Source organism: Microbacterium algihabitans, from assembly GCF_032464975.1.
In the GTDB taxonomy this organism is placed as follows: domain Bacteria; phylum Actinomycetota; class Actinomycetes; order Actinomycetales; family Microbacteriaceae; genus Microbacterium; species Microbacterium algihabitans.
Genome location: NZ_JAWDIU010000006.1, coordinates 238,272 through 264,158 on the forward strand (window position 1 = coordinate 238,272; position 25,887 = coordinate 264,158).

A 25,887-nucleotide genomic window follows, 5' to 3' on the forward strand; every position below is an offset into this window, starting at 1 on the left:
CTCTGCTGCACAACGTGCAGTCGAACTGCACCTCAGGCGCGTTCCCGGTACAGCGGGATGTCGATCGGAGGCTGCGGGATGAACGACCGCGCCCCGCCCATCTGCGCGTAGAGGTACTCGTGGGAGCGCGCGAGCGCGTCGGTCGCCGCGCGCACGTCGACGTGGGCGAGCGCTCCCCCGCGCTTGACCACCTTCCCGTCGACGAACACCGTGTCGATGCAGCCGGCATTGCCCTGCGAGACCACCGCCCCGGTCGGATCCTCCCGGTTCCACCCCACCTGGCTGATGCCCGACATGTCCACCAGCACGATGTCAGCCCTCTTGCCGGGCGTGAGCGAGCCGACGAGGTGGTCGACGCCCGCCGCCCGCGCCCCGTTCAGGGTGGCCCACCGCAGGGCGTCGCGCGTCGTCCACGCCATGCGCTGGGGCGCGCGCATGGCGGCGTACTCGGGCTGGTCGGCGCGGTACCGCGAGGCCTGCAGCACCAGCCGCGCGTGCGAGAGCATGTCGCCGCCGTTGCCCGAGACGCAGTCGATGCCCAGACTCGGCCCGGGCGTGTGGGCGGTGGTCTCCGCGATCGCGGGATACCCCATGCCCATCTGCATCTCGGTCTCGGCGCACACCGACACCGTCACCCCGCTGCCCCGCAGCAGCTCCCACTCGCGCGGGGTGTTGAAGGTGCAGTGCACGAGCAGCAGATCCTCGGCGAGGAGACCGTGCGCGTGCAGCACCTCGACGTCCTGGAAGAGCTGGCGCACCATGACCTGATTGGCGTGGAAGGTGATGCGCGCCCCCAGCTCCCGCGCGAGGCGGAACTCCGCGGCGACGTCGGCGACGGGCGCGATCGCGAGCTCCTGAGGGGCGATCCCGAAGCGCAAGAGCTGGTCGTCGGTGGAGAAGTAGCGCTCGCGGATCTCGGTCGCCAGCCGCGCACGGGTGGCGAGGGCGGCGGGGTCCGACCCGGCCGCCGAGCCGCCGCGCGACTGGCTCCAGGTGTTGGTGGTGATCGGGGTGAGCCCGTGGGCGTAGAGGGCCCGGATGCCGGCATCCCGCAGTCCCGTGACCGCGGCGTGCGCACCGTCGGGGTCGAGGATGTTGTGGCAGTAGTCGACGATCGTGGTGATACCGGAGTTGAGGGCGTCCAGGGCGCCGACGTAGTTGCCGGCGTACATGTCGTCGGCGCGGTACAGCGGCGCCATGTGCAGGCGGATCCCGCGCAGGTAGTCGGGAATGTTGCCGTCGGCGAGGATGCCGCGCAACGCCGTCTGCCACGTGTGCCGGTGCGTGTCGACCATGCCCGGGATGGCGATCTTGTCGCGGCCGTCGATCACCTCGGCGTCGGCGACGGAGATGTCGGGGCGGATCTCGCGGATCACCCCGTCCTCGATGAGGATGTCCGTGCGCGGGATGTCCCCGAGCCGATCGTCGACGGTGGCCGCGGCCACGTTGCGGATGAGAGTGCGCATACTCGCTCCTTCGCGATCCGTGGGGTCTTCCTCGACCCGACGTTGTGCTGAACTACACGCGACTGTACAGTCACACGCAGATTTGTAAAGTCACAGCAAACGCTTGTCGGAGTCGAGGAGGACCCATGACCAGAGCGAACCCCCGGATCGCCGTGCTCGGAACCGGAGCGCAGGGCGCCAGCATCGGCGCCGACCTGCTGCGCGCCGGACTCGACGTCACCTACATCGAACAGTGGCCCGCCCACGTCGAGGCCATGCGCGAGCGCGGCATCGAGGTGCGACTGCCCGACGAGACGCACGTGACACCGGTGCACCCGCTGCACCTGTGCGAGGTGGCGACCCTGCGCGAGCCGTTCGACATCGTGTTCATCGTGGTCAAGGCCTACGACACCCGGTGGATCGCCGAGCTCATCGCCCCCCACGTCGCCGACGACGGTCTCGTGGTGGGGCTGCAGAACGGCATGACGCAGGACGCGATCGCGGCCGCGGTGGGGCCGCACCGCACGATGGGCGCGGTCATCGAGGTCGCCTCGAACATGTTCGAGCCCGGCATCGTCAACCGCCAGACGCCCGTCGCCGGCTCCTGGTTCGCCGTCGGCGCGTACGACGACTCCGCCCGGGGCCGCGAACCCGAGATCCAGGCCGTGCTCTCGCACACCGGCCGGGTCGACGTCTCCGACGACATCCGCTCCTCGAAGTGGATGAAGCTCGTCGCCAACGCCGGAGAGCTCGTACCCTCCGCCATCCTCGACCTCCCCCTCGCGTCGGCCGTGGCGCTCCCGGGCGTGCACGACTTCATGATCGAGTGCGGAAAGGAGGCGGCCCGCGCGGCTCTCGCCGACGGCAGCCGTCTCGTTCCGATCTTCGGCCTCACCGACGACGCCGTGACCGATCCCGACCGCTACGCCTCCGACCTGCTCGGGGCGGTGCTCGACAGCTTCTCGCTGCCCGACACCAAGACGACGGTACTGCAGGACTGGATGAAGGACCGGCACGGCGAGTACGCCGAGGTGAACGGTCTGATCGTCTCGGTGCTCGAAGCCGCGGGGCAGGACGCCCCCTACAACGCCCACACCGTCCACCTCGCGCGCGAGATCGAGGCGGGGCGGATGCCGCGGTCGACGGCGAACCTCGAGATCCTCCTCGACGTGCCTCGGCGGGGCTGAGGCCGCGGGTGTTCAGGCGCGGCGCACAGAACCGGCGCACGGCGGCGGGTAGCGTGGACCCCCGAGAGGCGGGGGCTCCGTGACGGGGATCGCCGCCCTCGGACGAGGAGGCGCCGAGATGACCGACGACATCGGCAGCAGACTGCGCGACGCACGGCTGCAGAAGGGCTTCAGCCTGCGCAGCGTGGCCACCGCGCTCGGGGTTTCGGCGAGCTTGATCTCGCAGGTCGAGACGGGCAAGACCCAGCCCTCCGTCTCGACCCTGTACGCGATGGTCACCCACCTCGGCATCTCCATCGACGAGCTGCTCGGCGTCTCGCCCACCTCGCACGTGGGCGCGGCAGCCCCCGCCCCCGAGCCCGTGGCGGGCGACCCCACGGTGCAGCACGCGGCCGACAACGCCGTGCTCGACATGGAGAACGGCGTGCGCTGGGAGCGCCTCGCCGCCGGAGCCGGACCCGCTGACGCCCTCCTCGTCACCTACGAGCCCGGGGCGTCCAGCTCGGTCGAGGGCAAGATGATGCGCCACGCGGGCATGGAGTACGCCTATCTCCTCGAGGGCGAGCTCACGCTCCGCCTCGAGTTCGACACCTTCACGCTGCACGCCGGAGACAGCCTGCACTTCGACTCCGTGCGACCGCATCTTTACGTCAACAGCAGCGACGCGATCGCCCGCGGGATCTGGTTCGTCGTCGGCCGCCGCGAGCACAATCAGGCCATGCCCTCGGCGGGGCAGAACCTCGGCGCCCCGCGCGACACGATCGGCTCGGCCGTCGACGTGCTGCGCGCGATGGACGACCTCGATCGCTGAGCGCGCTCAGCGCGCCGATCCGTGGCGCGCGGGTCGACGCTGCGTCGCTGCGGGGTCGATCACCGTCTTGATCTGACGCGCGCCCCCGTCGGTCAACGGCACGAGCGCCCCTTCGGCGACCTCGTCGAGCGGAAGGACCTCGGAGGCGAGGTCGCTCCAGTCCGCGCGCGCGGAAAGCAACTCGACGGCACGCGGGAGGTCGGCGGCCATCGCGTGCGCGACGGTGCCCACGATCGTGTACTCGCGCAGGGTCCACGCGCCCAGCGGCACGGGGATCTCGTCGCGCTGGATGCCGACGGGCACGAGCACCGCCCCGGGAAGCGCCGCGGCGACCACCTCGTCCCAGCCGGCCCGCGAGCCGCTCACCTCGAACAGCACGTCGGCCTCACGACCGGCGTCCGCGAGAGCCTCGGCGAGCGAGCGCTCTCCGGCGAGCAGCGTCGACTCGGCTCCGAGCGCGCGCGCCAGATCCAACCTCTCCGCGGAGCGGTCGACCGCCAGCACGCGCGCCCCCACGGCCGCCGCCGCGTGGGTGAGGAAGGCCCCGATGCCGCCGATGCCCAAGACCACGGCATCCTGTCCCGCCGTCAGTCCACTGCGGGCGACTGCGTGCACGGCGATGGCCATCGGCTGCGCCAGGGCGAGGGTGTCGGCGGTGAGGGCGCTCGCGGTGACATCGAGCAGGGTCGCCGCGGGCACCGCCACGAACTCGGCCAGTCCCCCGTCGACCTGGAGTCCCGCGGTGCGGTACCGGCGACACAGGTTCGTGCGTCCTGCACGGCACGGCTTGCAGCGCCCGCACGAGATCCCCGCTCCGCACACCACCTGCGCTCCGACGGCGAGATCGACGCCGTCGCCGACCGCCTCGATCGTCCCGGTGAACTCGTGTCCGAGCACGACCGGCAGCTCGGTCAGCACCGGGCCGCGGGTGTACTCGGTGGCATCCGACCCGCACACCCCGCACCCGGTGACGCGCACGAGCGCCTCGCCCGGTCCCGGCGTCGGGATCTCCCTCTCCTCGATGCGCAGGTCTCCCGCGGCGTGGAGCACCGCGGCGCGCATGCGCGTCACAGCGCGGTTCCGTCGGGCACGACGATCTGCACGGCCTGGCGCGTCTCGATCATGCGCGCGAGGTGCGCGTCGTAGACCGCCGCGTGCTGCGGCGAGTCGAGGTAGGCCGTCAGCGCCGCGTCGTCGTCCACGAGGGCGACCACGCCGTAGTCGCTGGGGCTCGGACGCAGGCGCAGATTGGGCCCGCAGCGATAGGCGTGCAGCATCGGCAGAGCGGATGCCATGTCCTCGAGCGCGGCCGTCAGCGCCTCCACCTCCTCGTCGCCGACGTCGGCCTTCCAGGTGAACAGCGCGGCGTGCAGGATCATGCGGTCCTCTCAGTCCTGGGCACGGGCGACGACGTGCGCGTCGCCGTCGGTGTAGCGGTAGGGGTTCTCGATCGCCTCGTCGACGGGGATCTCGGGGTGCATGCCCTCGGCCCACGCCTTCTCGCCGAGCTTCGAGCGCACGTACTCGACCGAGGCGGCGACCTTGTCGCGCACGGGCGCGAGCGGAAGCCCGATGCGCACGCCCTGGTACTTCACCACGCGTCCGTCGACGACGACGGTGTGCACGTCGGCCGTGCCGGCCTGGTACACCACGTGGGCGTAGGGGTGGAGGATCGGCGTCATCGCGGGCGACTCGTCGTTCTTGATGAGCACGATGTCGGCGCGCTTGCCCGGGGTGAGGGAGCCGATGCGGTCCTCCATCCCGAGCGAGAGGGCGCCGCCCATGGTCGCCATCCGCAGCACGTCCTCCGCCCGGAGGCGGTTCGCGACGATCGTCTCACCGCGCGCGTGGGCCTCGAGGTGGTCGCGCGATCGGTCGGCGCTGAGGGTGGCGCGCATCGCGGAGAAGAAGTCGGCGCTCCACCACACGCTCGTGTCCATCGACAGCGAGGCCGGGATCCCGTGCTTGCGAATCGCCCAGGTCGAGGGGTATCCCTGCCCGGCGCTCTGCTCCGACTCGGTGGCCACCGACACCGTGCCGCCGGTGGCCGCGATCTTCTGGTAGCTCTGCTCGTTCAGCGACGCCGAGTGCACGTAGCAGACCTCGGGGGTCATGAATCCGGCGTCGTACATCTGCGTGATGGCGGTGTCGGTGGTCGCTCCCCACACACCGGCGTGCGTGGTGACGCGAAGACCCAGGTCGCGTGCGGCCTCGAAGGCGCCGCGCTCGGGGAAGTCGGAGGCGCCGGGCACGTCGAAGGCGAGCTGCAGGCCCATCATGTCGTTCGGGCTCGAGAAGTTCCGCGAGACGAAGTCGCGGAACTCGGGGGCGTTCGCCCATTCCCACGGGGCGCCGAGGTAGTTGCCGTAGCCGAGCACGAAGCGCCCCGGGATCTCGCGCAGTGCCTGGAGGGCGGCTTCGCCGTACTCGGGGGTGCGCAGACCGTGCGACCAGTCCAGGGTCGTCGTCACGCCCGTGTCGACGGACTCGAGGGCACTGAGGAGGTTGCCGGCGTAGACGTCCTCGGGGCGGAACACCTCGCCCCAGTTCAAGTAGTAGAAGACGAAGTACTGGCTCAGCGCCCAGTCGCCGCCGAAGCCGCGCAACGCCGACTGCCACATGTGCCGGTGCGTGTCGACGAAGCCCGGCGTCACGATGCCCCCGGAGGCGTCGATCTCGAGGGTGCCCTCGGGCACCTCGAGTCGGTGCCCCACGGCGGCGATGTCGCGACCGATCACGAGGACGTCGGCGTCGTCGAGAACGCCCTGCTCATCCATCGTGATGACGGTGGCGCCTCGGAAGACGAACGGGCGGTCGGCCGAGAACTGCTCGGCCGCGGGTGCGGTTTCGGTCATGGCTTCTCCCCATCGAGAATGTTCGTTCCTGGTTTACACTCTCTCGTAGGATCCGGCAAGAGTCCGCTTTTCGTTCAGCATTGTTGGATGAAGTCGCGGCACACACGCCATGCGTTCGCTCTCACTCCAACGAAGGAGCACGATGTCCATATCGTCCATCGCCGTGCTGGGCACCGGCGCCAATGGAGCGTCGATCGGCGCCGACCTCATCGACGCGGGTCTCGACCCGGTCTTCATCGAGCAGTGGCCCGCGCACGTCGAAGCCATGCGGGCGGAGGGGCTGCGCGTGCACACTCCCTCGGGCACGCGCCACGTGCACCCGCGGGTGCTGCACCTGTGCGAGGTGGCGACCCTGCGGGAGCGGTTCGACCTCGTGCTGCTGGTGACGAAGGCCTACGACGCGCGATGGGCCTCCGCCCTCATCGAGCCGTACCTCGCGGACGACGGGGCCATCGCGGCGGTGCAGAACGGCATGACGACGCAGACGGTGGCCGACGTGGTCGGCCCCGATCGCTGCGTCGGGACGGTCATCGAGATCTCCTCGACCATGACTGAGCCGGGGATCGTGCATCGTCACGTCGACCCGGAACGCTCGTGGTTCGCCGTGGACGCCACGGCCCCACGGGGGCCCGACGTCGCCGACGTGCTCTCGCACGCGGGCGAGGTCGCCCGGGTGGACGACATCGGATCGGCGAAGTGGATGAAGCTCGTCAGCAACGCCTCGGTCCTCGTCCCGACGGCGGCGCTCGGCCTGCCCATGGTCGACGCGATCCGGGTCCCGGGCATGCGCGAGCTCATGCTCGACGCCGGCCGCGAGGCGCTCCGCGTCGCGGGTGAGCACCGAGTGCTCCCGATCTTCGGGCTGACCGAGGCGTCCATCGCCGAATCCGACGACGTCGTCGACACGATGCTCGACGTGCTCTACTCGCGCTTCACCGTGCCCGGGGCCACCACCACGGTCCTGCAGGACTGGGGCAAGGGTCGTCGCAGCGAAGTCGACGACATCAACGGCGCCGTGGTCGCGGCGGGCCGGCGACTCGGCATCCCGACTCCCGTCAACGACGCGATCGTCGCGGTCGGGCACGCGATCGAGCGCGGCGAGTTCGAGCCCTCCCTCGCCGCGCTCGACCGGATGCGTCCGGCCTGAGCCGTCAGCGCGCCGCGCGCATCGTCGACACCTGGTACAGGGCGACGGATGCCGCGATCCCGGCGTTGAGCGACTCGGTCGCCGTCGAGATGGGGATCGACACGACCTGGTCGCAGGTCTCGGTGACCAGGCGCGACAGGCCCTTGCCCTCGGAGCCCACGACGATCAGCACGGGGCGGTCGGCGAGCTCGAGGGCGGGAAGCGACACGTCGCCGTCGCCGTCGAGGCCGAGCACGAACACACCCTGCTTCTTGAACTCTTTGAGCGTCGCCGTCAGGTTCGCCGCGAGCGCGACGGGGATGCGGGCGGCCGCTCCGGCGCTGGTCTTCCAGGCGGCGGAGTTGACGCTCGCCGAGCGGCGCTGCGGAATGATCAGGCCCTGACCGCCGAAGGCACCCGTCGAGCGGATGATCGCGCCGAGGTTGCGGGGGTCGGTGACGCCGTCGAGGGCCACCAGCAGCGGCACCTGGCCGCAGTCGATGATCTGCTCGAGCAGGTCCTGCGGGTGGGCGTAGGAGTAGGGCGGCACCTTGAGCGCGACGCCCTGGTGCACGCCGTCGAAGCCGGCCATGCGGTCGAGCTCGGGGCGCGTGACCTCGAGCACCGGGATGCCGCGGTTGGTCGCGATCGACAGCATCTCCTTGACGCGGTCGTCCATCTCGACGCGCTGGGCGATGTACATCGCCGTGGCGGGGATCTTCGCGCGCAGCGCCTCGAGCACGGAGTTGCGGCCGGTGACCGTCTCGGTGTCGTCGGCGGCCTTGGGGCTCTTGCGGTTGGGGTTGCCGACCGCACGCACACCGGGGCGGCCCTTGCCGCCGGCGGCGGCGTAGCGCTCTTCGGCGGCCTTGCGCTTGCCGGCGGGGTGCCAGGCGCGGTCCTCGGCCTTGGGGGTGGGACCGCGACCCTCGAGCGCCTTGCGGGAGTGCCCGCCGGTGCCCTTGAGCGGCCCCTTCTTCTTGCCGGGGTTGCGTGCTCCCGGGCGTCCAGGCTTAGCCATCGATACTCCAATGTGTTCCGGCTGGAGTGTCTTCCAGCGTGATTCCTGCGGCGGCGATCGCGTCTCTGATGCGATCCGCGGCCGCCCAATCCTTGTCCGCACGCGCGTGTGCGCGCTGCGTGATCATCGTCTGGACCAGGGTGTCCAGAGCGGCGGTCTCGGCTCCTCCGCCGACGCTGCTCCACTGGGGAGAGTGCGGATTGATCCCCAGGAGGAGCGTCATCTGCTGGACGTCCGAGACGTCCTGCTTCGCTTCATCGTACTTGCCCGCGTCGAGCAGCGCATTTCCCGACCGGATGCTGGTGTGGATCGCGGCCAGCGCCCGGGGCACCGAGAGGTCGTCGTCCATCGCCTCGACGAACTCCGTCGGAAGGCCTTCCTTCGCCTCCGACCAGCCCGGGCGAGCGACGCGCTCGGCGCGCTCGAGGAAACTGCGGATGCGACCGAGGGCCGACTCGGCCTCGGCCCACGACGCCTCGCTCAGGTCGAGGTTGGAGCGGTAGTGCGCCGCGGCGAGGGCGTAGCGCACCACGAGCGGGTCGTGGGCGTCGAGCACGTCGGCGGCGAGCGTGAAGTTGCCGAGCGACTTCGACATCTTCTGTCCGTCGACGGTGACGAGGCCGTTGTGCACCCAGTAGCGGGCGAAGGCGTCACCCGCGGCAGTCGACTGGGCGATCTCGTTCTCGTGGTGCGGGAAGCGCAGGTCGAGACCGCCGCCGTGGATGTCGAACTCCGGACCCAGGTAGCGGCGCGACATCGCCGAGCACTCGATGTGCCAGCCGGGTCGTCCGGCGCCCCACGGCGATGCCCAGGTGGCCGAGGCGGGCTCGTCGGCCTTGGAGCCCTTCCACAGCGCGAAGTCGCGCGGATCGCGCTTGCCCCGGGGATCGGCGTCGGTCGCCGACTCCATCGCGTCGAGGCTCTGGCGGGTCAGCTCGCCGTAGGCCGGCCACGAGCGCACGTCGAAGTACACGTCGCCGGCGGCGGCGTAGGCGTGACCGCGCTCGATGAGCTCGGCGATCAGTTCCTGCATCTGCGTGACCGATGCGGTCGCGCGCGGCTCGTAGGTCGGGGGCAGGATGCCGACGGCGGCATACGCCCGGGAGAACTCGAGCTCCATGCGATAGGCCAACGCCCACCAGGGCTCGTCGTCGCTCGCGTTGGCGAGCACCTTGTCGTCGATGTCGGTGACGTTGCGCACGAACGTGACTCGGCCGTAGCGGTGGGCGAGCCATCGGCGCAGCAGATCGAAGGCGAGGGCGGCGCGCACGTGACCGATATGGGGACCGGACTGCACGGTGGGCCCGCAGACGTAGACCGTGACGTTCGAGGGGTCGAGGGGAACGAAGTCGCGCAGCTCCTGCGCTTTCGTGTCATACAGCCGAACGGTCACCGGGCCAGCCTACCGGCCGCCCCTCGCAGCGACCCGTGCGTGAAACACGCAGCGGTTAGGGTGCCGACGTGAACCTCACCATCCGCCCCGACGACCTGTCCGGAGAACCCACGCGCGCCCTCGTCGCCGCCCACCTCGCCGGAATGCACGAGAACACCCCGGCCGAGAGCGTCCACGCCCTCGACGTCGACCGCCTCGCCTCCGACGGCGTGACCGTGTGGTCGGCCTGGATCGACGGCGAGATCGCCGGCATCGGCGCCTGCAAAGACCTCGGCGACCAGCGGGCGGAGCTCAAGTCGATGCGTGTCGTCGAGGCGCAACTGGGTCGCGGTGTGGGTCGCGCGATCCTGCGTCGCATCATGGCCGATGCGCGAGAACGCGGCATCCGGAGCCTCTGGCTCGAGACCGGCAGCACGGCCGACTTCGTCGCGGCCCGGCGGCTCTACGCGAGCGAGGGTTTCGTGGAGTGCCCGGCGTTCGCGCCGTACGCACCCGACCCGCTGTCGACCTTCATGACGCGCGAGCTCTAGGCCGGCACGACGAGCGCGGTCGCGAAGGCCGCGACCCCCTCGGTGCGTCCCGTGAAGCCCAGGCCGTCCGTGGTGGTCGCGCTCACCGAGACGGGGGCGCCGCCGAGGGCGCGGGAGAGGGCCTGCTCGGCCTCGACGCGACGCGCGGCGAAGCGCGGGCGATTGGCCTGCACCTGCACCGCGACGTTGCCCACCCGCCACCCGGCCGCCGCCAGCAGGCCGACCGTGTGCGTGAGGAAGGCGGTGGCGTGCGCGCCGGCGAACTCCGGCCGATCGGTGCCGAAGTGCGTTCCGATGTCGCCGAGCCCCGCCGCGGCGAGCAGGGCGTCGACGATCGCGTGCGCGACCGCGTCGCCGTCGGAGTGGCCCGAGAGCGCCTGCTCCCCCGGCCATTCGAGGCCCGCGAGCCAGAGGGTGCCGTCGCCGCCGAAACCGTGGACGTCGGTGCCCAGGCCCACGCGCGGGATGCCCGTCGCCGGTGTCGGCGCGGCCTCGACCTCGGGGGCGGCCGTGACGAGCGAACGGGCACGCTCGAGGTCGGGAGCGGTCGTGACCTTGAAGGCGCGGGCATCGCCCTCGACCGTGACGACGGGGTGCCCGGCGGCGGCGACGAGAGCGGCGTCGTCGGTGTGGTCCGCGTCGGCGGATGCCACGGCCGCCTCGAGCACGGATCGACGGAAGCCCTGCGGCGTCTGGGCCGCGGCGAGCTCCGACCGATCCACCGCGGCGACGACCCGGCCCGCTCCGTCGACGCGCTTGATCGTGTCGACGACGGGGAGAACGGGGATCACGGCGACCGCGCCGTCGTCGAGCGCCGCCACGACGCGCTCGAACACCGCGGCCGGGGTCAGCGCCCGGGCGGCGTCGTGCACGAGAACGGTGTCGACATCGCCCCACAGGGCCGTGAGCCCCGCGGCGACGGACTGCTGCCGGGTCGCTCCGCCCGTGACGACCGTCACGAGCTCGCCCCGGTCGCCCGCGGCGTCGAGCGCGTCGGTCGTCGCGTCGCCCTCGTAGCCCTCGGGCACGACCACCACGACCTGCGCGGCCGGGGCGCAGAACACGCCCCGCAACGCGTGGTGCAGGATCGACCGGGCGTCGAGGCCGACGAACGCCTTGGGTGCTCCCCCGCGCAGGCGGGTGCCGGAGCCGGCCGCGACGACGATGACCGCGAGGTGGGGGACGGGGGTGAGAGTCACCCGATCACGCTAGCGCGAGCCGACGCACCCCGGGGAACGCCGAAAGCCCCGGCCCGCGTCATCGGTTCTCGACGACGGGGACGGGGCGTCAGCGCGGGAGTCCCGGCGCCGGAGCGTCAGGACGCGAGGACCTCGTCGAGCACGACGCTCGCACGGTCTTCGTCGGTCTTCTCGGCCAGAGCCAGCTCGGAGACGAGGATCTGACGCGCCTTGGCCAGCATGCGCTTCTCGCCGGCCGACAGGCCGCGGTCCTGATCGCGGCGCCACAGGTCGCGCACGACCTCGCTGACCTTGATCACATCGCCCGACGCGAGCTTCTCGAGGTTCGCCTTGTAGCGACGCGACCAGTTGGTCGGCTCCTCGGTGAAGGGCGCACGCAGCACCTCGAACACGCGGTCGAGACCCTCTTTGCCGATCACGTCGCGAACGCCGACCAGGTCGACGTTGTCAGCAGGGACCTCGATGACGAGGTCTCCCTGGGTGACGTTGAGCTTCAGGTATTTCTTCGTCTCGCCCTTGATAACGCGTTCCTTGACCTCGATGATCGTGGCCGCGCCATGGTGCGGGTAAACGACGGTCTCGCCAACCTCAAAAAGCATGGAGTTATGTCCTTTCGGCAACATCCAGGATACCACAGGCCCGCATGCGCTAAGGTTCCGCCCACCCGGGGCCCCTCCTCCGCCCGCACGCGGAGCGACCGTGGACGTGCGCGCGGGAACGGCCGCGCGGCGCGGACCCCGTAGGATGATCAGGATGCCGTCCGTCGATCTTGGAGGATCCGTGAAAACGCGCCTGATCGCGTCCGTCGCCCTGGGTGCCGCTGTCCTGGTGGGCACGACCGGGTGCAACCTCATCGCCCCCCAGGCGACCACCATCCCGTACTCGGCGTCCGACGGCGTGAACGTCCCCGCAGACTCCGGCCCCCTCGACGTGCGCAACGCGCTCATCGTCGTCGACGAAGAGGGCACGACCGGCAACCTCGTCGCCGCCGTCGTCAACTCGACCTCCGACCCGCTCACGCTGCGCGTCGAGGTCGGCGAGGGCTCCTCGGCCGTGCGTTCGTCGGTGAACGTGCCGGCCAACCGCACGCTGAGCCTCGGCGACCTGTCCGACGACGTCGAGCCCCTGCGTCTCGACGGCATCGACGCCGCCCCCGGCACCACGGTGCCCGTGTACTTCCAGTCCGGAGACGGCCAGGGCGCCCTCATCCAGGTGCCCGTGCTCGACGGAGCCCTCGAATACCTGTCGACGCTCGCGCCGACCCCGCAGCCCTCGGGCTCGCTGACCCCGGTCGGCGGCCTGCCGACGGTGACGCCGACGCCCAGCGCGACGCCCGCCTCCTGAACGCACGCGAAGGCGCCGACGGTGATCCGTCGGCGCCTTCGTCGTTCCCGCTGAGCGGGGCCCGGGCTCAGGCCTCGAAGCGGTAGCCCAAGCCGCGCACCGTCACGAGCATGACCGGCTCGCTCGGGTTGCGCTCGATGCGCGAGCGGATGCGCTTGATGTGCACGTCGAGGGTCTTGGTGTCGCCGAAGTAATCGGTCCCCCACACCCGGTCGATGAGCTGACCGCGGGTGAGCACGCGACCGGCGTTGCGCATGAGCACCTCGAGGAGCTCGAACTCCTTGAGGGGGATGCTGATCTCGCCTCCGTCGACGGCCACCGTGTGCCGGTCGATGTCGAGCACCACGCGACCGCCCGAGAGGACGCGGTCGTCGAGGTCGGCGTCGTCGGGTGTGCGTCGCCGCAGCACCGCGCGCATGCGGGCGAGCAGCTCGCGGGTCGAGTAGGGCTTGGTGACGTAGTCGTCGGCGCCGAGCTCGAGACCGACGACGATGTCCACCTCGGAGTCCTTGGCGGTCAGCATGATGATCGGCACCTGCGAGGTCAGCCGCAGTTGACGGCAGACCTCGGTCCCGGGCATTCCCGGCAGCATCAGGTCGAGCAGGATGATGTCGGCTCCGCGCTCGCGGAAGGCGGCGAGGGCGAGCGCGCCGTCTTCGGCGATCTCCACCTCGTAGCCTTCGCGGCGCAGCAGGTAGGCGAGCGGGTCGGCCAGATCGGGCTCGTCCTCGACGATCAGAACGCGGGTCATGCGGTGTCTCCCTTCGCGGGTACGGGTGTCGTCGAGGTCTTGCGGGACTTGCGACGGGGCTTCGGACGAACGGTGTCGAGGTCGGGTGCCTCAATCATCGGCAGGCGGATGGTGAAGGTCGATCCCCGCTCGGGGCGCGACCACAGCCGCACCTCGCCGCCGTGGCGCTGCACGGCGTGCTTGACGATCGAGAGGCCGAGGCCGGTGCCGCCCGTGCGACGCGAGCGCGCCTGGTCGGCCCGGTAGAAGCGCTCGAACACACGGTGCTGGTCGGTCTCGGGGATGCCGATGCCGCGGTCGGTGACGGCGATCTCGACCACGGTGTCGTCGAGCTTCACGCCCACGCCGACCTTCGAGCCCTGCGGCGAGTAAGCGATGGCGTTGGCGACGAGATTGCCGAGCGCCTCGGTGAGGATCTGCGGCTCGCCGCGCACCCACAGCCCCTTGGTGCCGCCGCGCACGACGGTGACCTGGGCGGCGTCGGCCTGCACAGTATAGGCCTCGAGGGCAGCGGTGACCACCTCGTCGATCGAGACGTCGCGCACATCGCGCAGCTCGTCCGAGGCCTGCAGGCGCGAGAGGCTCATGATGCGGTTGACGAGCGACGCCAGCCGCGTGACCTCGGCCTGCATGCGCGAGGCGAAGTGCCGCACCTGGGCGGGGTCGTCGGCGGCCGACTCGATCGCCTCGGCGAGCAGGCCCACGGCGCCGACGGGGGTCTTCAGCTCGTGACTGGTGTTGGCGACGAAGTCGCGGCGCATCTCCTCGACGCGCTCGCGCTCGGTGATGTCGCGCAGCACGAGGAGCGTCAGCCGGGCCGAGATCGGCGTCGCGCGCACGGCCACGAGTCGGGCCTCGGCCGGCGCCGCACCGCGTCGCAGACGCAGGTTCTCGCTGATGCCGGATCCGGTGTCGCGGGCGACGCGCGCCACGCGCTTGAGCTCCTCGGCCGCGATGACCTCGCCGGCGTGCACGCCGAACACCTCGGCCGCGGGTGACAGCGCCAGCACCGTCGACGACGTGTCGCAGACGAAGGCGGGGTCGTCCATCGCGTCGAGCATCGCCTCGACGCCCTCGGGGACGTCGACCGCGGTCTGCGCCATCGAACGGTCGCGGGCGCGGAGGGCGCCGACCACGAGGCCGACGATCGCTGCTCCGACGAGGAGGCCGGCGAGGAGCGCGAGCAGCACGAGCTGCGTGTGTTCCATACGTTCAGCGTAGAGGGGTCGATTTGGCGTCACCGGCCGTTCACCCCCGCCACCGGCACGGCAGAGGCTACTATTCACTGTCACTGCACCACTCGTTAACCTTCGCTGGGAAGAATCCCCGAAGGCCGCGGGACTCCCTGTGCCGTGCCGCCGACGAGGAAGGTACCCGCGATGCGCGAAGTATTCCACCAGTCCCTCGAGGACGTCCAGAGCCGCCTGGTCGAGATCGCCGACCTCGTGACCATCGCGATCGACCGCGCCACTCGTGCGTTCGGAACCAGTGACGTCTCCCTGGCCGAAGAGGTCATCGAAGCCGACGCGATCATCGACGAGAAGGCCGTCGAGCTCGACGAGCTCGCCATCGAGATCCTTGCGCGCCAGCAGCCCGTGGCCCGCGACCTGCGCATCGTCGTCACGGCGCTGCGCGTCAGCGCCTCGCTCGAGCGCATGGGCGACATGGCCGAGCACATCGCCCAGCTCGCCCGCTCGCGCTTCCCCGAGCGGGCGATCCCCAAGGGCCTCAAGAGCACCTTCACCCGCATGGGCGAGCTCGACGTCGAGGTGGCGCGCAAGCTCGCCGAGCTGCTGCGCACGCAGGACCTGCGCCTCGCCGAGGCGATCCGCGACGACGACGACGCCATCGACGAGCTGCACGTGAACGTCTTCGAGAAGGTGCTGGGCGACTCCTGGAAGGGCGAGGCCACGGCGACCGTCGACGCGACGCTCGCCAGCCGCTACCACGAGCGCTTCGCCGACCACGCGGTCTCGGTCGCCAAGAAGGTCATCTACCTGGCGACCGGCGATTGGGCCGGCGCCGACGACGACAACGTCGCGGAGCCCAGCCCGGTCATCTGATCGCGAACGACGAAGGGGGCGGATGCCATGGCATCCGCCCCCTTCGTCGTTGCGGTCTCAGTGCTTGTTGCCCTGCGCGGCCACGGCGGCGGCTCCCGCGGCGGCGGCCTCGGGGTCGAGGTACTCGCCCGGGCCGAGGGGCTTCATCTCGTCGTCGAGGCGGTACACCAGCGGGATGCCGGTGGGGATGTTCAGCTCGGCGATGTCGGCGTCGCTGATGCCCTCGAGGTGCTTGACCAGTCCGCGCAGCGAGTTGCCGTGGGCCGTGACGAGCACGGTCTTACCGGCCTGCAGGTCGGGGACGATGTCGCTGTGCCAGTACGGCAGCATGCGGTCGATGACGATCTTCAGCGACTCGGTGTCGGGCACCTCGCCGTCGATGCCAACGTAGCGCGGGTCGCCGACCTGGCTGTACTGGTCGTCGGCGGGCAGCGGCGGCGGCGGAACGTCGAACGAGCGGCGCCAGAGCATGAACTGCTCGTTGCCGAACTCCTCGAGGGTCTGGGCCTTGTCCTTGCCCTGCAGGGCGCCGTAGTGGCGCTCGTTCAGGCGCCACGAGCGCTTGACCGGGATCCACAGGCGGTCGGCCGCGTCGAGGGCGAGGTTGGCGGTCTGGATCGCGCGGCTGAGCACCGAGGTGTGCAGCACGTCGGGCAGGATGCCGGACTCGGCGAGCAGCTCGCCGCCGCGCTTCGCCTCCGCCTTGCCCTGATCGGTGAGTCGCACGTCGACCCAGCCGGTGAACTGGTTGGTCTTGTTCCATTCGCTCTGCCCGTGGCGGAGCAGGATCAGCGTGTGAGGCATGGGTCCATGCTACCGAGGCGCGCGCCTCGCACCCGAGCCCGGGCTGGCATCATGTCGGAGTGACCCCCTCGCCCGTCGGACGCCCCACCCGGGGCACGACGGGCGTCAACCGCCTGCGCCGCATCGATCGCTGGATCGCGCGGCATCCGGTGCTGCGGCGCACCGACGATCCGCTCGTAGTCGATCTGGGTTTCGGGGCGAGCGCTGTCACCCCGCTCGAGCTCCTCGCGCGGCTACGCAGTCAGCGCTCCGACGCGGAGGTGCTCGGCCTCGAGATCGACCCCGACCGCGTCGCCCGTGCGCGGGAGCAGTCCGTGGGCGTCGAGGGAGTGTCGTTCGCGCGCGGCGGGTTCGAGGTGCCGCTGCCGGGTGGGCGTCGCCCCGCGGTGATCCGCGCCCTGAACGTGCTGCGCCAGTACGACGAGGCCGACGTGGCCGACGCCTGGGCCCGCATGTGCGCGCGGTTGCAGCCCGACGGCATCCTGGTCGAGGGCACCTGCGACGAGATCGGGCGCATCGCCACCTGGGTGGAGGTGGGGGCGGATGCCGTGCCCCGGTCGCTCACCGTGTCGCTGCGGCTGGCCGAGCTCGACTCCCCCGCCGTCGCGGCCGAGAGACTGCCGAAGGCCCTCATCCACCGCAACGTCGAGGGCGAGCGCGTGCACTCCTTCGTCACGGCTCTGGAGCGCGAGTGGGTCCGCGCCGCCGTGGTCGCCCCGTTCGGTCCCGTGCACCGCTGGCGCACCGCGATGCTCGCCCTGCAGGAGGCGGGGTGGCCTCTGCTGCGCCGCGAGCGGTGGCGGCTGGGCGAGGTCGGCGTCGCCTGGCACGCGGTGGCTCCGCGCTGAGCTCAGATGCGCGGCAGCAACGACTTCGCCTCGGCGGCCGGCATGCCCGCCGCCACCATCAGGTCGACGGCGAGCGGTCGCAGCGCGGACACGAGGTTGAGCTCGCCCACACCGCCGTCGGGGAGGAGCGCGGCCGGGTCGAGGCGGCGCGCCACGGCGGCGACGGCCTCTCTCGCGACCGGCTCGATCGAGATGTCGTCCAGGCTCTCGCGCACGAGCGCCGCACCGCGGGCGAGGTCGGAGAGCAGGTCGGCCGGAACCGGGCGACTCACGCCGTCGGCGCACAGGTAGGCCGCACGTCGCGCCACGACGCGGAGGTTGCGGGTGGTGAGGTCGAGGGCCGCGCGCACGCGCTCGTGCCGCTGCAGCTCGCTGCGCTGACGCCGCAGGAACGGCGAGATGCGCGCCACCTCGCGCCCCGACTCGAGCGAGCCGCTCCACGCATCGACGTAGGTCTGCAGCGACCGCGCGCGTTCGAGAGCGCGTTCCGCGCGGACGCGGTCGCCCCGTCGGAGCGCCCGCACGATGCTCGCCATCGCTGCATCGAGCGCGTCGAACAGTTCGTCGGCGTCGCGCAGCTCGGTGCGTCGCAGGGTGCGGGGAATGAGGGCGGTGACCACGAGCGCGGCGAGCCCACCGACCGCGCCGTCGACGAGACGCAGGAACGGTGCGCCGGTGACGAGCACGAGCGCGATGAGCGACTGCGTGACCGCGGCCAGGGCGAACCCCGGTTGCGGCGAGAGGAAACGCGCGACCACGAGCGTCAGGGCCATCGCGACCGCGATCTGCCACCACCCGGCGCCGGCGAGCAGCAGCACGAGCTCGGCGATCAGGATGCCGACGAGCATGCCGGCGACCGTCTCGGCGACCCGCCACGGCCGCGCGTCGCGCACGAGCCCGAGACTCGACACGGTCACGGTGGCCGCGAGCAACGGCACGGGGTGGCCGAGCACGAAGTGGGCGAACGCGTAGGCGGCGGTGGCGGCGACGACGATCTGCGCGGCGGCCGGGAGCGACTCGCGCACCCGGAGCACCCTGCGGCGCAGCGTCGTGCGCAACCGGGATCGGGACACGATGACCCCGACGGTCGTCGAGGCGTCGTCGTCGATCATTCCGCGGAGCGGCGGCGGCCCAGGCGCGGAAGACGCGGAACGGAGGCGGTCGCCCCCGCGTCGGCGGGGACGACGGTCTCCGCGGCGGCGGCGAGGGGGCCGTCGGCGGTGTCGACGATCAGCGGGACTCCCTCGGGCGCGTTCCGCTTCACCAGCGCGAGCGCGATCGGGCCCTCTTCGTGGTGCACGGCCACTGAGGTGATCGCACCGATCACGTCGTCGCCGGCGCGCACGGCGTCGCCGCGGACGGGGAGCACGTTGTCACTGCCGTCGAGCTGCAGAGCGACCACCCGACGCGGCGGGTGACCGAGGTTGTGCACCTTCGCGACGGTCTCCTGCCCGCGGTAGCAGCCCTTCGACATGTGCACCGCGGTGCGCAGCCAGTCCATCTCGTGCGGAAGTAGTCGCTCGTCGGCATCGACCGACACGCGCGGGCGCCAGGCGGCCACCCGGAGTGCTTCGACGGCGTCGAGACCCGCGACGGAGATCTCGCCGCGCGCCGCGCGCCCGACGAGGGCGTCGAACTCCGCGGCATCCAAGATCGCCTCGGCCCAGTCGCGGTCGGCTCCCGGGTGCGGATCGACGCGGGCATAGGCCCACCCGCCGGGAGACACGTCGGGCCACGGGTCGATCCAGACCGGCGCCACGGCGGGCAGCCCGCTCACCGCGGCGCGGGTGCCGCCCACCACGAAGAGATCGGCCGAGCGGTCCTGCACCTCCACCCGCAGGCGGAAGCGCATGCGCGTGAGCCAGGCGGCGAGGCCCTCGACATCCGCCGCATCGACGATCAACCAGGCGGTCTCGCCGTCGTCGACGACGGATGCCGCGTGCTCGACGCGACCCTGCGGGTCGAGGATGAGCATCTCGGTCGACACGCCGGGGGCGAGGTGCGTGAGGGCCTGCGACGACAAGGAGTCGAGCCAGCTCCGGCGGTCTTCGCCCGACACGGACACGACGCGGCGGTCGCCCAGGGGCGCGACGGCGGTTCCGGATGCCAGGCGGCGCTGCTCCGCGACGGGCGAGCCCACGTGGCGGAGGCCGCGGTCGTCGAGCACGGCTCCGGGGATCTCCGAGAGGGAGGCCATGATCACTCCGCCCGGGCGAGACGCGCCGAGGCGTGCGAGCCGAGCTCGCGGCCCAGGGCGGCGATGTCCCACGCCCACAGAAGGTGGTTGTCGACGAGGCCGTACAGCCGCGTCGCCGCGGTGTAGGTCTTCGCGCCCGAGGCGCGCACGACGGCGTCGGTGGCGAGGTCGATGCGAGGACCCTTCACCTGCCCGACGTAGAGCTCGAGAACGCCGTCGGCGTGCACGAGGCTGACCTCGATGTCGAAGCCGCCGTCGGCGTTGCGCAGGGCCTCGACGTCGTCGGCGGTGCGCTCGACGGCCGGGGCGGTGGGGGGAAGCAGGGCGGGACCGGCATCGGCGTCGCCGGCGGGGCGGGCCAGTCGCCAGTAGCCGATCTCCGACACGAGCGGACGGCGGTCGCCCGCGTCGATCAGCCAGGCGTCGGCGGAGTAGTTGAGGAACGCGCCACCGTCGTGGCTGAAGCTCACCCGGTGGGCGAACTCACCCGAGTAGGAACGACCGTCGACCTCGTAGTCGATGACGCCAGTGCCCTCCCAGACGCCGACGAGCCACGAGAGGGGGACGAGGTCGGCGGGAAGATCGGTCGGAATCTCGATCACGAGACGACCGTCAGCGCTGACCGCGGAAGAGGTTCCAGATGACTGTTCCGGACACGAAGGCGATCGCCAACGAGGCGAGGCCGAGGAGTCCCAGGAAGAACAGTTCGAGCGCGAGGAGGTCCATGGCCCAACTCTATCCCGAGACGACGGCCCCCAGCGCGAAACCGGCCGTGATGAGACCCAGCACCACCGCGGCGCCCAGGCTGCTGATCGCCATGCGCTGGATGAAGGCCTGCGAGCGGCCGTACCAGAGCTGGACGGCGAACGAGACGATCAGGCATCCGCCCAGGGCGACGCTGATCCACTGCGCGCGCCAGTGCGCGGGGGCGAGCAGGCCGATGAGCACTCCGGCGACGGCCGCGAGCACCCACACGGCGACGATGCCGCCGAACGTACGGCGCGGCGCGAGGTCGGGGGTCGACATGTCCCCATCATCACCCACGGGTGCGCTCCCGCGCACGCGGAACGCCGGTGACACGAGCGGCGCGCCGGGTCACCCTAAGATGATCGGGTGCGCGGCAGACCGCGCGGGGAGGTCTCCTTGGCTCAGCTTCTCGTTCTCAGCTCCGCCCCCGGCGGTAGCGCGGCGTTGCCCGCGCTCGAACTGCTGAGCCACCGCGTCCGCCAGATCCCGGCCGAGGCCGCCCAGCTGGTCAACGCGCCGAGTGCCGACGTGATCTTCGTCGACGCCCGCTTCGACCTCGTCGGCGCCAAGTCGCTGTGCAAGATCCTCTCCACCACCGGCATCGAGGCTCCCCTCGTGCTCATCATCACCGAGGGCGGTCTCACCGCCGTCTCGACCGACTGGGGCATCGACGACGTCGTGCTCGTGGGAGCCGGCCCCGCCGAGATCGACGCGCGCATCCGCCTGGCCATGGGTCGGCGCAGTGCGGAACAGGTCTCCACGCGCATCTCGACGTCGGGCATCACGATCGACGAGTCGTCCTACTCGGCGAAGGTGCACGGCAAGCCGCTCGACCTCACCTACAAGGAGTTCCAGCTCCTCCACTTCTTCGCGACCCACCCCTCGCGGGTGTTCACGCGCGAGCAGCTGCTCAGCGAGGTCTGGGGCTACGACTACTTCGGCGGCACTCGCACGGTCGACGTGCACGTCCGGCGCCTGCGCGCCAAGCTCGGCGATCTCGAGCAGCTCATCGGCACCGTGCGCAACGTCGGCTATCGGTTCAACGTCTACGAAGACGACCCCCAGCCCGCGGCATCCGCCCCCGCCTGAGGCCGCGACGCGGCCACGCGCACCCCGTGTTCACGCGCGTGTCACCGACCCCTGCAATGATGTGGGGATGATCGAACACGACGCGCTGGATGCCGGACTCGGCGACGCCGACGACGACGACTTCGACGAAGCCGTAGAAGTCGAAGACGACCAGCTGCCCGACCACCGCTACCTCGACCGCGAGTTGAGCTGGCTGGCGTTCAACCAGCGCGTCCTCGAGCTCGCCGAAGACCCCACCGTCCCGGTGCTGGAACGCGCGAACTTCCTCGCGATCTTCGCCAGCAACCTCGACGAGTTCTTCATGGTGCGCGTGGCCGGTCTCAAGCGCCGCATCGTCACGGGTCTGGCCGTTCCCACCAACGTCGGTCGCGCCCCCCTCGACGTGCTCGCCGATATCTCGGCCGAAGCGCATCGTCTGCAGTTGCGCCACGCGGCGGCGTGGACCGAGAAAGTGCGCCCCGCCCTCGCCGAATCGGGCATCGAGGTCGTGTCGTGGGGCTCGCTCGACGAGCCCACCGCCGAACGCCTCACCGAGTACTTCCAGCGCAACGTCTTCCCGGTGCTCATGCCGCTGGCCGTCGACCCGGCGCACCCCTTCCCCTACATCTCGGGTCTGTCGCTGAACCTCGCGATCCGCATCCGCAACGCGCGCACCGGCCGCCAGGAGTTCGCGCGCCTCAAGGTACCCCCCATGCTCCCCCGCTTCGTCGAGATCGGCGGCGACGGGCCGGGCGTGCGCTACCTCCCGCTCGAGGAGCTCATCTCCAACCACCTCGGCGACCTGTTCCCGGGCATGGAGGTGCTCGACCACCACGCGTTCCGTCTCACGCGCAACGAAGACATGACGATCGAGGAGGATGAGACCGAGAACCTCATCCAGGCGCTCGAGGCCGAGCTGCTGCGCCGTCGATTCGGCCCCCCGATCCGCCTCGAGATCACCGAGGACATGGACGAGGTCACCCGCTCGCTGCTGCTGAGCGAGCTCGACATCACCGAGCAGGAGGTCTACCGCCTGCCCGGCGCCCTCGACCTGCGCGGCCTCTTCGACCTCTCGCGCATCGACCGGCCCGACCTGCGCTACCCGCCGCACGTGCCCAAGACGGCGCTGGCCTTCCAGCCGCCCGAGCAGAACGGCCGCGCCGACCTGTTCGGTGCGATCCGCAAGGGCGACGTGCTCGTGCACCACCCCTACGAGTCGTTCGCGACGAGCGTGCAGGGCTTCCTCGAGCAGGCCGCCCGCGATCCGCACGTGCTCGCCATCAAGCAGACGCTGTACCGCACCTCGGGCGACAGCCCCATCGTGCAGGCGCTCATCGACGCCGCCGAGGCCGGCAAGCAGGTGCTCGCCCTCGTCGAGGTGAAGGCCCGTTTCGACGAGGCGAACAACATCGTCTGGGCGCGCAAGCTCGAGAAGGCCGGCGTCCACGTCGTGTACGGCCTCGTGGGACTCAAGACGCACTGCAAGCTCGCCCTCGTCATCCGCGAAGAAGAGGGCCGTCTGCGCCACTACAGCCACGTGGGCACGGGCAACTACAACCCCAAGACGAGCCGCATCTACGAGGACTTCGGCCTGTTCACGGTCGACGACCAGGTGGGCCGCGATCTCACGCGCCTGTTCAACGAACTGAGCGGCTACGCGATCGAGAAGAAGTTCAAGCGCCTGCTCGTCGCCCCCCTGCACCTGCGCAAGGGCCTCCTGCGGCACATCGAGAAGGAGCGCCAGAACGCCCTCGCCGGCAAGACCGCGGGCGTGCGCATCAAGGTCAACTCGATGGTCGACGAGCAGATCATCGACGCGCTGTACCGCGCCAGCCAGGCGGGCGTACCCGTGGAGGTCTGGGTGCGCGGCATCTGCTCGATCAAGCCCGGCGTCGAGGGCATGAGCGAGAACATCACGGTGCGCTCGATCCTCGGCCGCTACCTCGAGCACTCGCGCATCTTCTCGTTCGCGAACGACGGCGACACGCAGATGTTCATCGGCAGCGCCGACATGATGCACCGCAACCTCGACCGCCGCGTCGAGGCGCTCGTGCGCGTGGTCGACCCGGGTCAGGTGCGCGAGCTCACCTCGCTGTTCGACCTGGCGATGGACGACGGCACGAGTTCGTGGCATCTCGGGTCGGAGGGCGAGTGGACGCGTCACAGCGTCGACGCCGAGGGCGCCCCCCTCGTCGACCTGCAGGAGCACACGATGAGCCTGGTGCAGCGCAAGCGACGCTCGCGGACGGCGCGGTGACCGAGACCGCCGTCTACGCCGCCGGCGGTGTCGTGTGGCGCATCGTCGAGGGCAAGCTGCGGATCCTCGTCATCCACCGCACGAAGTACCGCGATGTCACCCTGCCCAAGGGCAAGGTCGACCCCGGTGAGACGCTGGCCGAGACGGCCGTGCGCGAGATCCGCGAAGAGACCGGCATCCGGGTGAGCCTCGGCGTGCCGGTCGGGGTGTCCCGGTACCGGATGCCGAGTTCGCGCACCAAGATCGTGCATTACTGGGCCGCCGAGGCCACGGATGCCGCCGTGCGCACCTCGAGCTTCGTGCCCAACAAAGAGGTCGCGGCGATCGAGTGGGTGAGCCTGAAGAAGGCGCGCAAGCACCTCAGCTACCCGGTCGACACCGAGATCCTCGACGAGTTCACGCGGATCGTCGCTGAACGCGCACTGCCGACGTTCCCGATCGTGGTGCTGCGCCACGCGAAGGCCCGCTCGCGCGACGAGTGGGACGGCACCGACGCCGCCCGGCCCCTCACCCCCCGCGGACGCCGGCAGTCGCAGGCGATCGTCGGCCCCCTCCTCGCCTTCGGCGTGCGTCGGATCGTGTCGAGTCCGGCCGAGCGATGCGTGCGCACGGCGACCCCCATCGCGCAGGCGCTCGGCCAGCGCATCGTCGTGAGCGCCGCGATCAGTCAAGACGCGTGGGAAGAGGGCACCGCCGACGCGCGTGCTGTCGTCGGAGAACGCGTCCGCGCCCGCAAGCCCGTCGTCGTGGTCAGCCACGGTCCCGTACTGCCCGACATCATGCACGAGCTGGCGTTGGCCACCGGCACCATGAGAGGCTCGTACCTCGGCAGCTCATCGGCACTCGAGCCCGCGGCGTTCTCGGTCGTGCACGTTCCCGTCGAGCATCCCGGTGCGGGGATCGTCGCGATCGAGACGCACGAGCCGCAGGTGTGACGCTCCGTCCCGGCATCCGCGTCGTCTGGCGCGCGGTGCCCCCCGGAGTCGACCGTCGAACGGTGTCGCGCGCGGTGCTGGCGGAGCTGCTGCCGTCGGCCCGCTTCGTCTCGCGATGTCCGTCATGCGGCGGCGAACACGGTCGCGTGCGGGTGGAGGGGGCGGATGCCGCAGTCTCGGTGTCGTACGCGGCCGGGTGGACGGTCGTCGCGATGACGCAGGAGCATGCGGCGATCGGAGTGGATGCCGTGCCCGCCGACGCCGCGGGGCTCGAACGCGTGCTGCCGGGCGGCGCGGACGCGCTCTCGTGGGCGCGTGTCGAGGCGGTGCTCAAAGCCGACGGGCGGGGGCTCGGGGTTGATCCGGCGCGCGTGGAGACCTCGCACACCGCACACGGGTGGACCGCGCGTGTGCAGGGGGCGGGGGCCGACGGTCGCGTCTGGCGGGGCGAGGATGTGGAGGCTCCGGCGGGCATCGTCGCGGCGGTGGCTCGCGGTGCGTGAGCGCGGGGGCCCTCGCGCGATGGTCGCGCCCAGGACAGCCGGTGGGTGCACAGCGGTTTTCGGACGTGTGCGGATGCCGCGGCGGACTTCGCCCGCAAGATCACCCGCTCGCCTCTGACCTGGGTTTTTCACGTCTCGTGCTCGCGGATTGCGTCCCCAATGCCCCTGGATCCACCGAAAGTGGGCCGGATGCGCCGCGATTACCCGGACTCAATGTCGGAGGTCGTCGCTAGCATGCGAACATGTCATCGGAGGCCTCGTCGACACCCGCAGGGAACGGCCCGCGTGGCCTGTCCGCGGTGCTCGCCGAGGTCCGCTCCACGGGCGCTGTGCTGGCCGCCGCGGAGGTCGCCCGCACCCGTGCTCTCGCTGAGGCCGGGCACCTGGCCCTCGACGTCCTCGCCGATCAGCGCGCGCCCGCCCGCGCCGCGCAACTGGCCCTGAGGGAGGTCGCATCCGAGCTCGCCGCGGCCGAGAACCTCTCCGACCGGTCGGTGCAGCGGCAGATGTGTCAGGCGATGACCCTCGTCGATGACTACCCCGCCACCCTCGCCGCGTGGCAAGCGGGGGCTCTCACCCGCGCCCACGCCCACGTCATCGCCGACATCGGCTCAGCCCTCCCGCCCGAGAAGAAGGCCGAATTCGACCTTCTCGCCGTCGCCACCGCCGAGGGCCGCAGCCCCGCCCGCCTGCGCAGCCGCCTGGCCGTCCTGGCCGAGAAACTGCACCCCACCACCCTCACCGAACGTCACCAGCGCGGGCGCGACACCCGCTGCGTCCGCCTCGTCACCCAAGCCGACGGC

General features: G+C 71.2%; 26 protein-coding genes and 1 pseudogene. 12 read left to right on the plus strand and 15 right to left on the minus strand.

What is annotated here, in order from left to right; all coding sequences use genetic code 11:
• Positions 1-32: 32 nt before the first annotated feature.
• Entirely contained in the window at positions 33-1,466 is a 1,434-nt protein-coding gene (locus RWH43_RS15680) for an amidohydrolase family protein (protein WP_154097477.1), read from the minus strand.
• A gap of 125 nt (positions 1,467-1,591) precedes the next feature.
• On the opposite strand from RWH43_RS15680, the gene RWH43_RS15685 reads away from it, so the two are divergent.
• Both RWH43_RS15685 and RWH43_RS15690 read left to right on the plus strand, forming a co-directional pair.
• Positions 1,592-2,632: a ketopantoate reductase family protein gene (locus RWH43_RS15685; protein WP_144833856.1), complete on the plus strand. Its 1,041-nt coding sequence runs from the start codon at positions 1,592-1,594 to the stop codon at positions 2,630-2,632.
• Positions 2,633-2,750: 118 nt separating this feature from the next.
• Positions 2,751-3,443, plus strand: coding sequence for a helix-turn-helix domain-containing protein (locus tag RWH43_RS15690; RefSeq protein WP_144833854.1), 693 nt, complete (start codon positions 2,751-2,753; stop codon positions 3,441-3,443).
• Between the two features lie 6 nt (positions 3,444-3,449).
• Here RWH43_RS15690 and RWH43_RS15695 read toward each other — a convergent pair whose 3' ends face one another.
• Genes RWH43_RS15695 through RWH43_RS15705 form a run of 3 tightly spaced genes read right to left on the minus strand, consistent with a single transcriptional unit; the run spans position 3,450 to position 6,298 of the window.
• Positions 3,450-4,505 (minus strand): zinc-dependent alcohol dehydrogenase, encoded by a 1,056-nt coding sequence (locus tag RWH43_RS15695; RefSeq protein WP_230705454.1) that lies wholly within the window; start codon positions 4,503-4,505, stop codon positions 3,450-3,452.
• Between the two features lie 5 nt (positions 4,506-4,510).
• The gene (locus RWH43_RS15700) at positions 4,511-4,822 is read right to left on the minus strand and encodes a Dabb family protein (protein WP_144833850.1); all 312 of its coding nucleotides are present in this window, start codon (positions 4,820-4,822) and stop codon (positions 4,511-4,513) included.
• A 9-nt stretch (positions 4,823-4,831) separates the two neighbouring features.
• Entirely contained in the window at positions 4,832-6,298 is a 1,467-nt protein-coding gene (locus RWH43_RS15705; RefSeq protein ID WP_144833848.1) for an amidohydrolase family protein, read from the minus strand.
• 142 nt (positions 6,299-6,440) lie between these two features.
• Between RWH43_RS15705 and RWH43_RS15710 the strand changes: the two genes are divergently transcribed.
• Positions 6,441-7,445: a ketopantoate reductase family protein gene (locus tag RWH43_RS15710; protein WP_316001904.1), complete on the plus strand. Its 1,005-nt coding sequence runs from the start codon at positions 6,441-6,443 to the stop codon at positions 7,443-7,445.
• 4 nt (positions 7,446-7,449) lie between these two features.
• Here the strand turns inward: RWH43_RS15710 and rlmB are convergent, their stop codons facing one another.
• A complete protein-coding gene (gene rlmB, locus RWH43_RS15715; RefSeq protein ID WP_316001905.1) occupies positions 7,450-8,445 on the minus strand; it encodes a 23S rRNA (guanosine(2251)-2'-O)-methyltransferase RlmB in 996 nt (331 codons plus the stop codon).
• Positions 8,438-9,838 (minus strand): cysteine--tRNA ligase, encoded by a 1,401-nt coding sequence (cysS, locus tag RWH43_RS15720; protein WP_144833842.1) that lies wholly within the window; start codon positions 9,836-9,838, stop codon positions 8,438-8,440. The genes rlmB and cysS overlap by 8 nt, the downstream gene beginning before the upstream one ends.
• 68 nt (positions 9,839-9,906) lie before the next feature.
• On the opposite strand from cysS, the gene RWH43_RS15725 reads away from it, so the two are divergent.
• Positions 9,907-10,368 (plus strand): GNAT family N-acetyltransferase, encoded by a 462-nt coding sequence (locus tag RWH43_RS15725; RefSeq protein WP_316001906.1) that lies wholly within the window; start codon positions 9,907-9,909, stop codon positions 10,366-10,368.
• On the opposite strand, the gene ispD is transcribed toward RWH43_RS15725, so the two are convergent.
• Together ispD and RWH43_RS15735 are read right to left on the minus strand one after the other, a co-directional pair.
• Complete coding sequence (ispD, locus tag RWH43_RS15730; RefSeq protein WP_154097473.1) at positions 10,365-11,567, minus strand: 2-C-methyl-D-erythritol 4-phosphate cytidylyltransferase; 1,203 nt, start codon at positions 11,565-11,567, stop codon at positions 10,365-10,367. The genes RWH43_RS15725 and ispD overlap by 4 nt on opposite strands.
• Positions 11,568-11,683: 116 nt before the next feature.
• Positions 11,684-12,166 (minus strand): CarD family transcriptional regulator, encoded by a 483-nt coding sequence (locus tag RWH43_RS15735; protein ID WP_056229249.1) that lies wholly within the window; start codon positions 12,164-12,166, stop codon positions 11,684-11,686.
• A gap of 154 nt (positions 12,167-12,320) precedes the next feature.
• On the opposite strand from RWH43_RS15735, the gene RWH43_RS15740 reads away from it, so the two are divergent.
• Positions 12,321-12,911 (plus strand): DNA modification methylase, encoded by a 591-nt coding sequence (locus RWH43_RS15740; RefSeq protein WP_269074526.1) that lies wholly within the window; start codon positions 12,321-12,323, stop codon positions 12,909-12,911.
• Positions 12,912-12,978: 67 nt separating this feature from the next.
• Here RWH43_RS15740 and RWH43_RS15745 read toward each other — a convergent pair whose 3' ends face one another.
• Positions 12,979-13,662, minus strand: coding sequence for a response regulator (locus RWH43_RS15745; protein WP_154097471.1), 684 nt, complete (start codon positions 13,660-13,662; stop codon positions 12,979-12,981).
• Positions 13,659-14,870 (minus strand): sensor histidine kinase, encoded by a 1,212-nt coding sequence (locus RWH43_RS15750; RefSeq protein ID WP_316001907.1) that lies wholly within the window; start codon positions 14,868-14,870, stop codon positions 13,659-13,661. Before RWH43_RS15750 ends, RWH43_RS15745 begins: the two co-directional genes overlap by 4 nt.
• A gap of 171 nt (positions 14,871-15,041) precedes the next feature.
• On the opposite strand from RWH43_RS15750, the gene phoU reads away from it, so the two are divergent.
• On the plus strand, positions 15,042-15,725 hold the full coding sequence (phoU, locus tag RWH43_RS15755) for a phosphate signaling complex protein PhoU (RefSeq protein ID WP_144833832.1): 684 nt from the start codon (positions 15,042-15,044) through the stop codon (positions 15,723-15,725).
• A 57-nt stretch (positions 15,726-15,782) separates the two neighbouring features.
• On the opposite strand, the gene RWH43_RS15760 is transcribed toward phoU, so the two are convergent.
• Positions 15,783-16,529 (minus strand): phosphoglyceromutase, encoded by a 747-nt coding sequence (locus tag RWH43_RS15760; protein WP_144833830.1) that lies wholly within the window; start codon positions 16,527-16,529, stop codon positions 15,783-15,785.
• A gap of 59 nt (positions 16,530-16,588) precedes the next feature.
• Between RWH43_RS15760 and RWH43_RS15765 the strand changes: the two genes are divergently transcribed.
• Positions 16,589-17,377 carry a class I SAM-dependent methyltransferase gene (locus RWH43_RS15765; RefSeq protein WP_316001908.1) on the plus strand — a complete coding sequence of 263 codons (789 nt, stop codon included), beginning with the start codon at positions 16,589-16,591 and terminating at the stop codon, positions 17,375-17,377.
• Positions 17,378-17,379: 2 nt separating this feature from the next.
• Here the strand turns inward: RWH43_RS15765 and RWH43_RS15770 are convergent, their stop codons facing one another.
• The 4 genes from RWH43_RS15770 to RWH43_RS15785 form a co-directional block, all read right to left on the minus strand.
• Positions 17,380-18,489, minus strand: coding sequence for an FUSC family protein (locus RWH43_RS15770; RefSeq protein ID WP_316001909.1), 1,110 nt, complete (start codon positions 18,487-18,489; stop codon positions 17,380-17,382).
• Complete coding sequence (gene ygfZ / locus RWH43_RS15775) at positions 18,486-19,574, minus strand: CAF17-like 4Fe-4S cluster assembly/insertion protein YgfZ (protein ID WP_144833824.1); 1,089 nt, start codon at positions 19,572-19,574, stop codon at positions 18,486-18,488. Before ygfZ ends, RWH43_RS15770 begins: the two co-directional genes overlap by 4 nt.
• Positions 19,575-19,576: 2 nt before the next feature.
• Positions 19,577-20,176 carry a nitrobindin family protein gene (locus RWH43_RS15780; protein ID WP_144833822.1) on the minus strand — a complete coding sequence of 200 codons (600 nt, stop codon included), beginning with the start codon at positions 20,174-20,176 and terminating at the stop codon, positions 19,577-19,579.
• A 133-nt stretch (positions 20,177-20,309) separates the two neighbouring features.
• Complete coding sequence (locus tag RWH43_RS15785) at positions 20,310-20,600, minus strand: hypothetical protein (protein ID WP_144833820.1); 291 nt, start codon at positions 20,598-20,600, stop codon at positions 20,310-20,312.
• A 117-nt stretch (positions 20,601-20,717) separates the two neighbouring features.
• Here RWH43_RS15785 and RWH43_RS15790 point away from each other — a divergent pair, with 117 nt between their 5' ends.
• The 5 genes and pseudogenes from RWH43_RS15790 to RWH43_RS15810 form a co-directional block, all read left to right on the plus strand.
• Entirely contained in the window at positions 20,718-21,410 is a 693-nt protein-coding gene (locus RWH43_RS15790; protein WP_316001910.1) for a winged helix-turn-helix domain-containing protein, read from the plus strand.
• Between the two features lie 67 nt (positions 21,411-21,477).
• Entirely contained in the window at positions 21,478-23,646 is a 2,169-nt protein-coding gene (locus tag RWH43_RS15795; protein WP_144833817.1) for an RNA degradosome polyphosphate kinase, read from the plus strand.
• Positions 23,643-24,581, plus strand: a complete 939-nt coding sequence (locus RWH43_RS15800; RefSeq protein WP_316001911.1) for an NUDIX hydrolase — start codon at positions 23,643-23,645, stop codon at positions 24,579-24,581. The genes RWH43_RS15795 and RWH43_RS15800 overlap by 4 nt, the downstream gene beginning before the upstream one ends.
• Positions 24,578-25,084: a 4'-phosphopantetheinyl transferase family protein gene (locus RWH43_RS15805; protein WP_316001912.1), complete on the plus strand. Its 507-nt coding sequence runs from the start codon at positions 24,578-24,580 to the stop codon at positions 25,082-25,084. The genes RWH43_RS15800 and RWH43_RS15805 overlap by 4 nt, the downstream gene beginning before the upstream one ends.
• 242 nt (positions 25,085-25,326) lie before the next feature.
• A pseudogene (locus tag RWH43_RS15810) lies at positions 25,327-25,887 on the plus strand (DUF222 domain-containing protein); the annotation flags it as partial.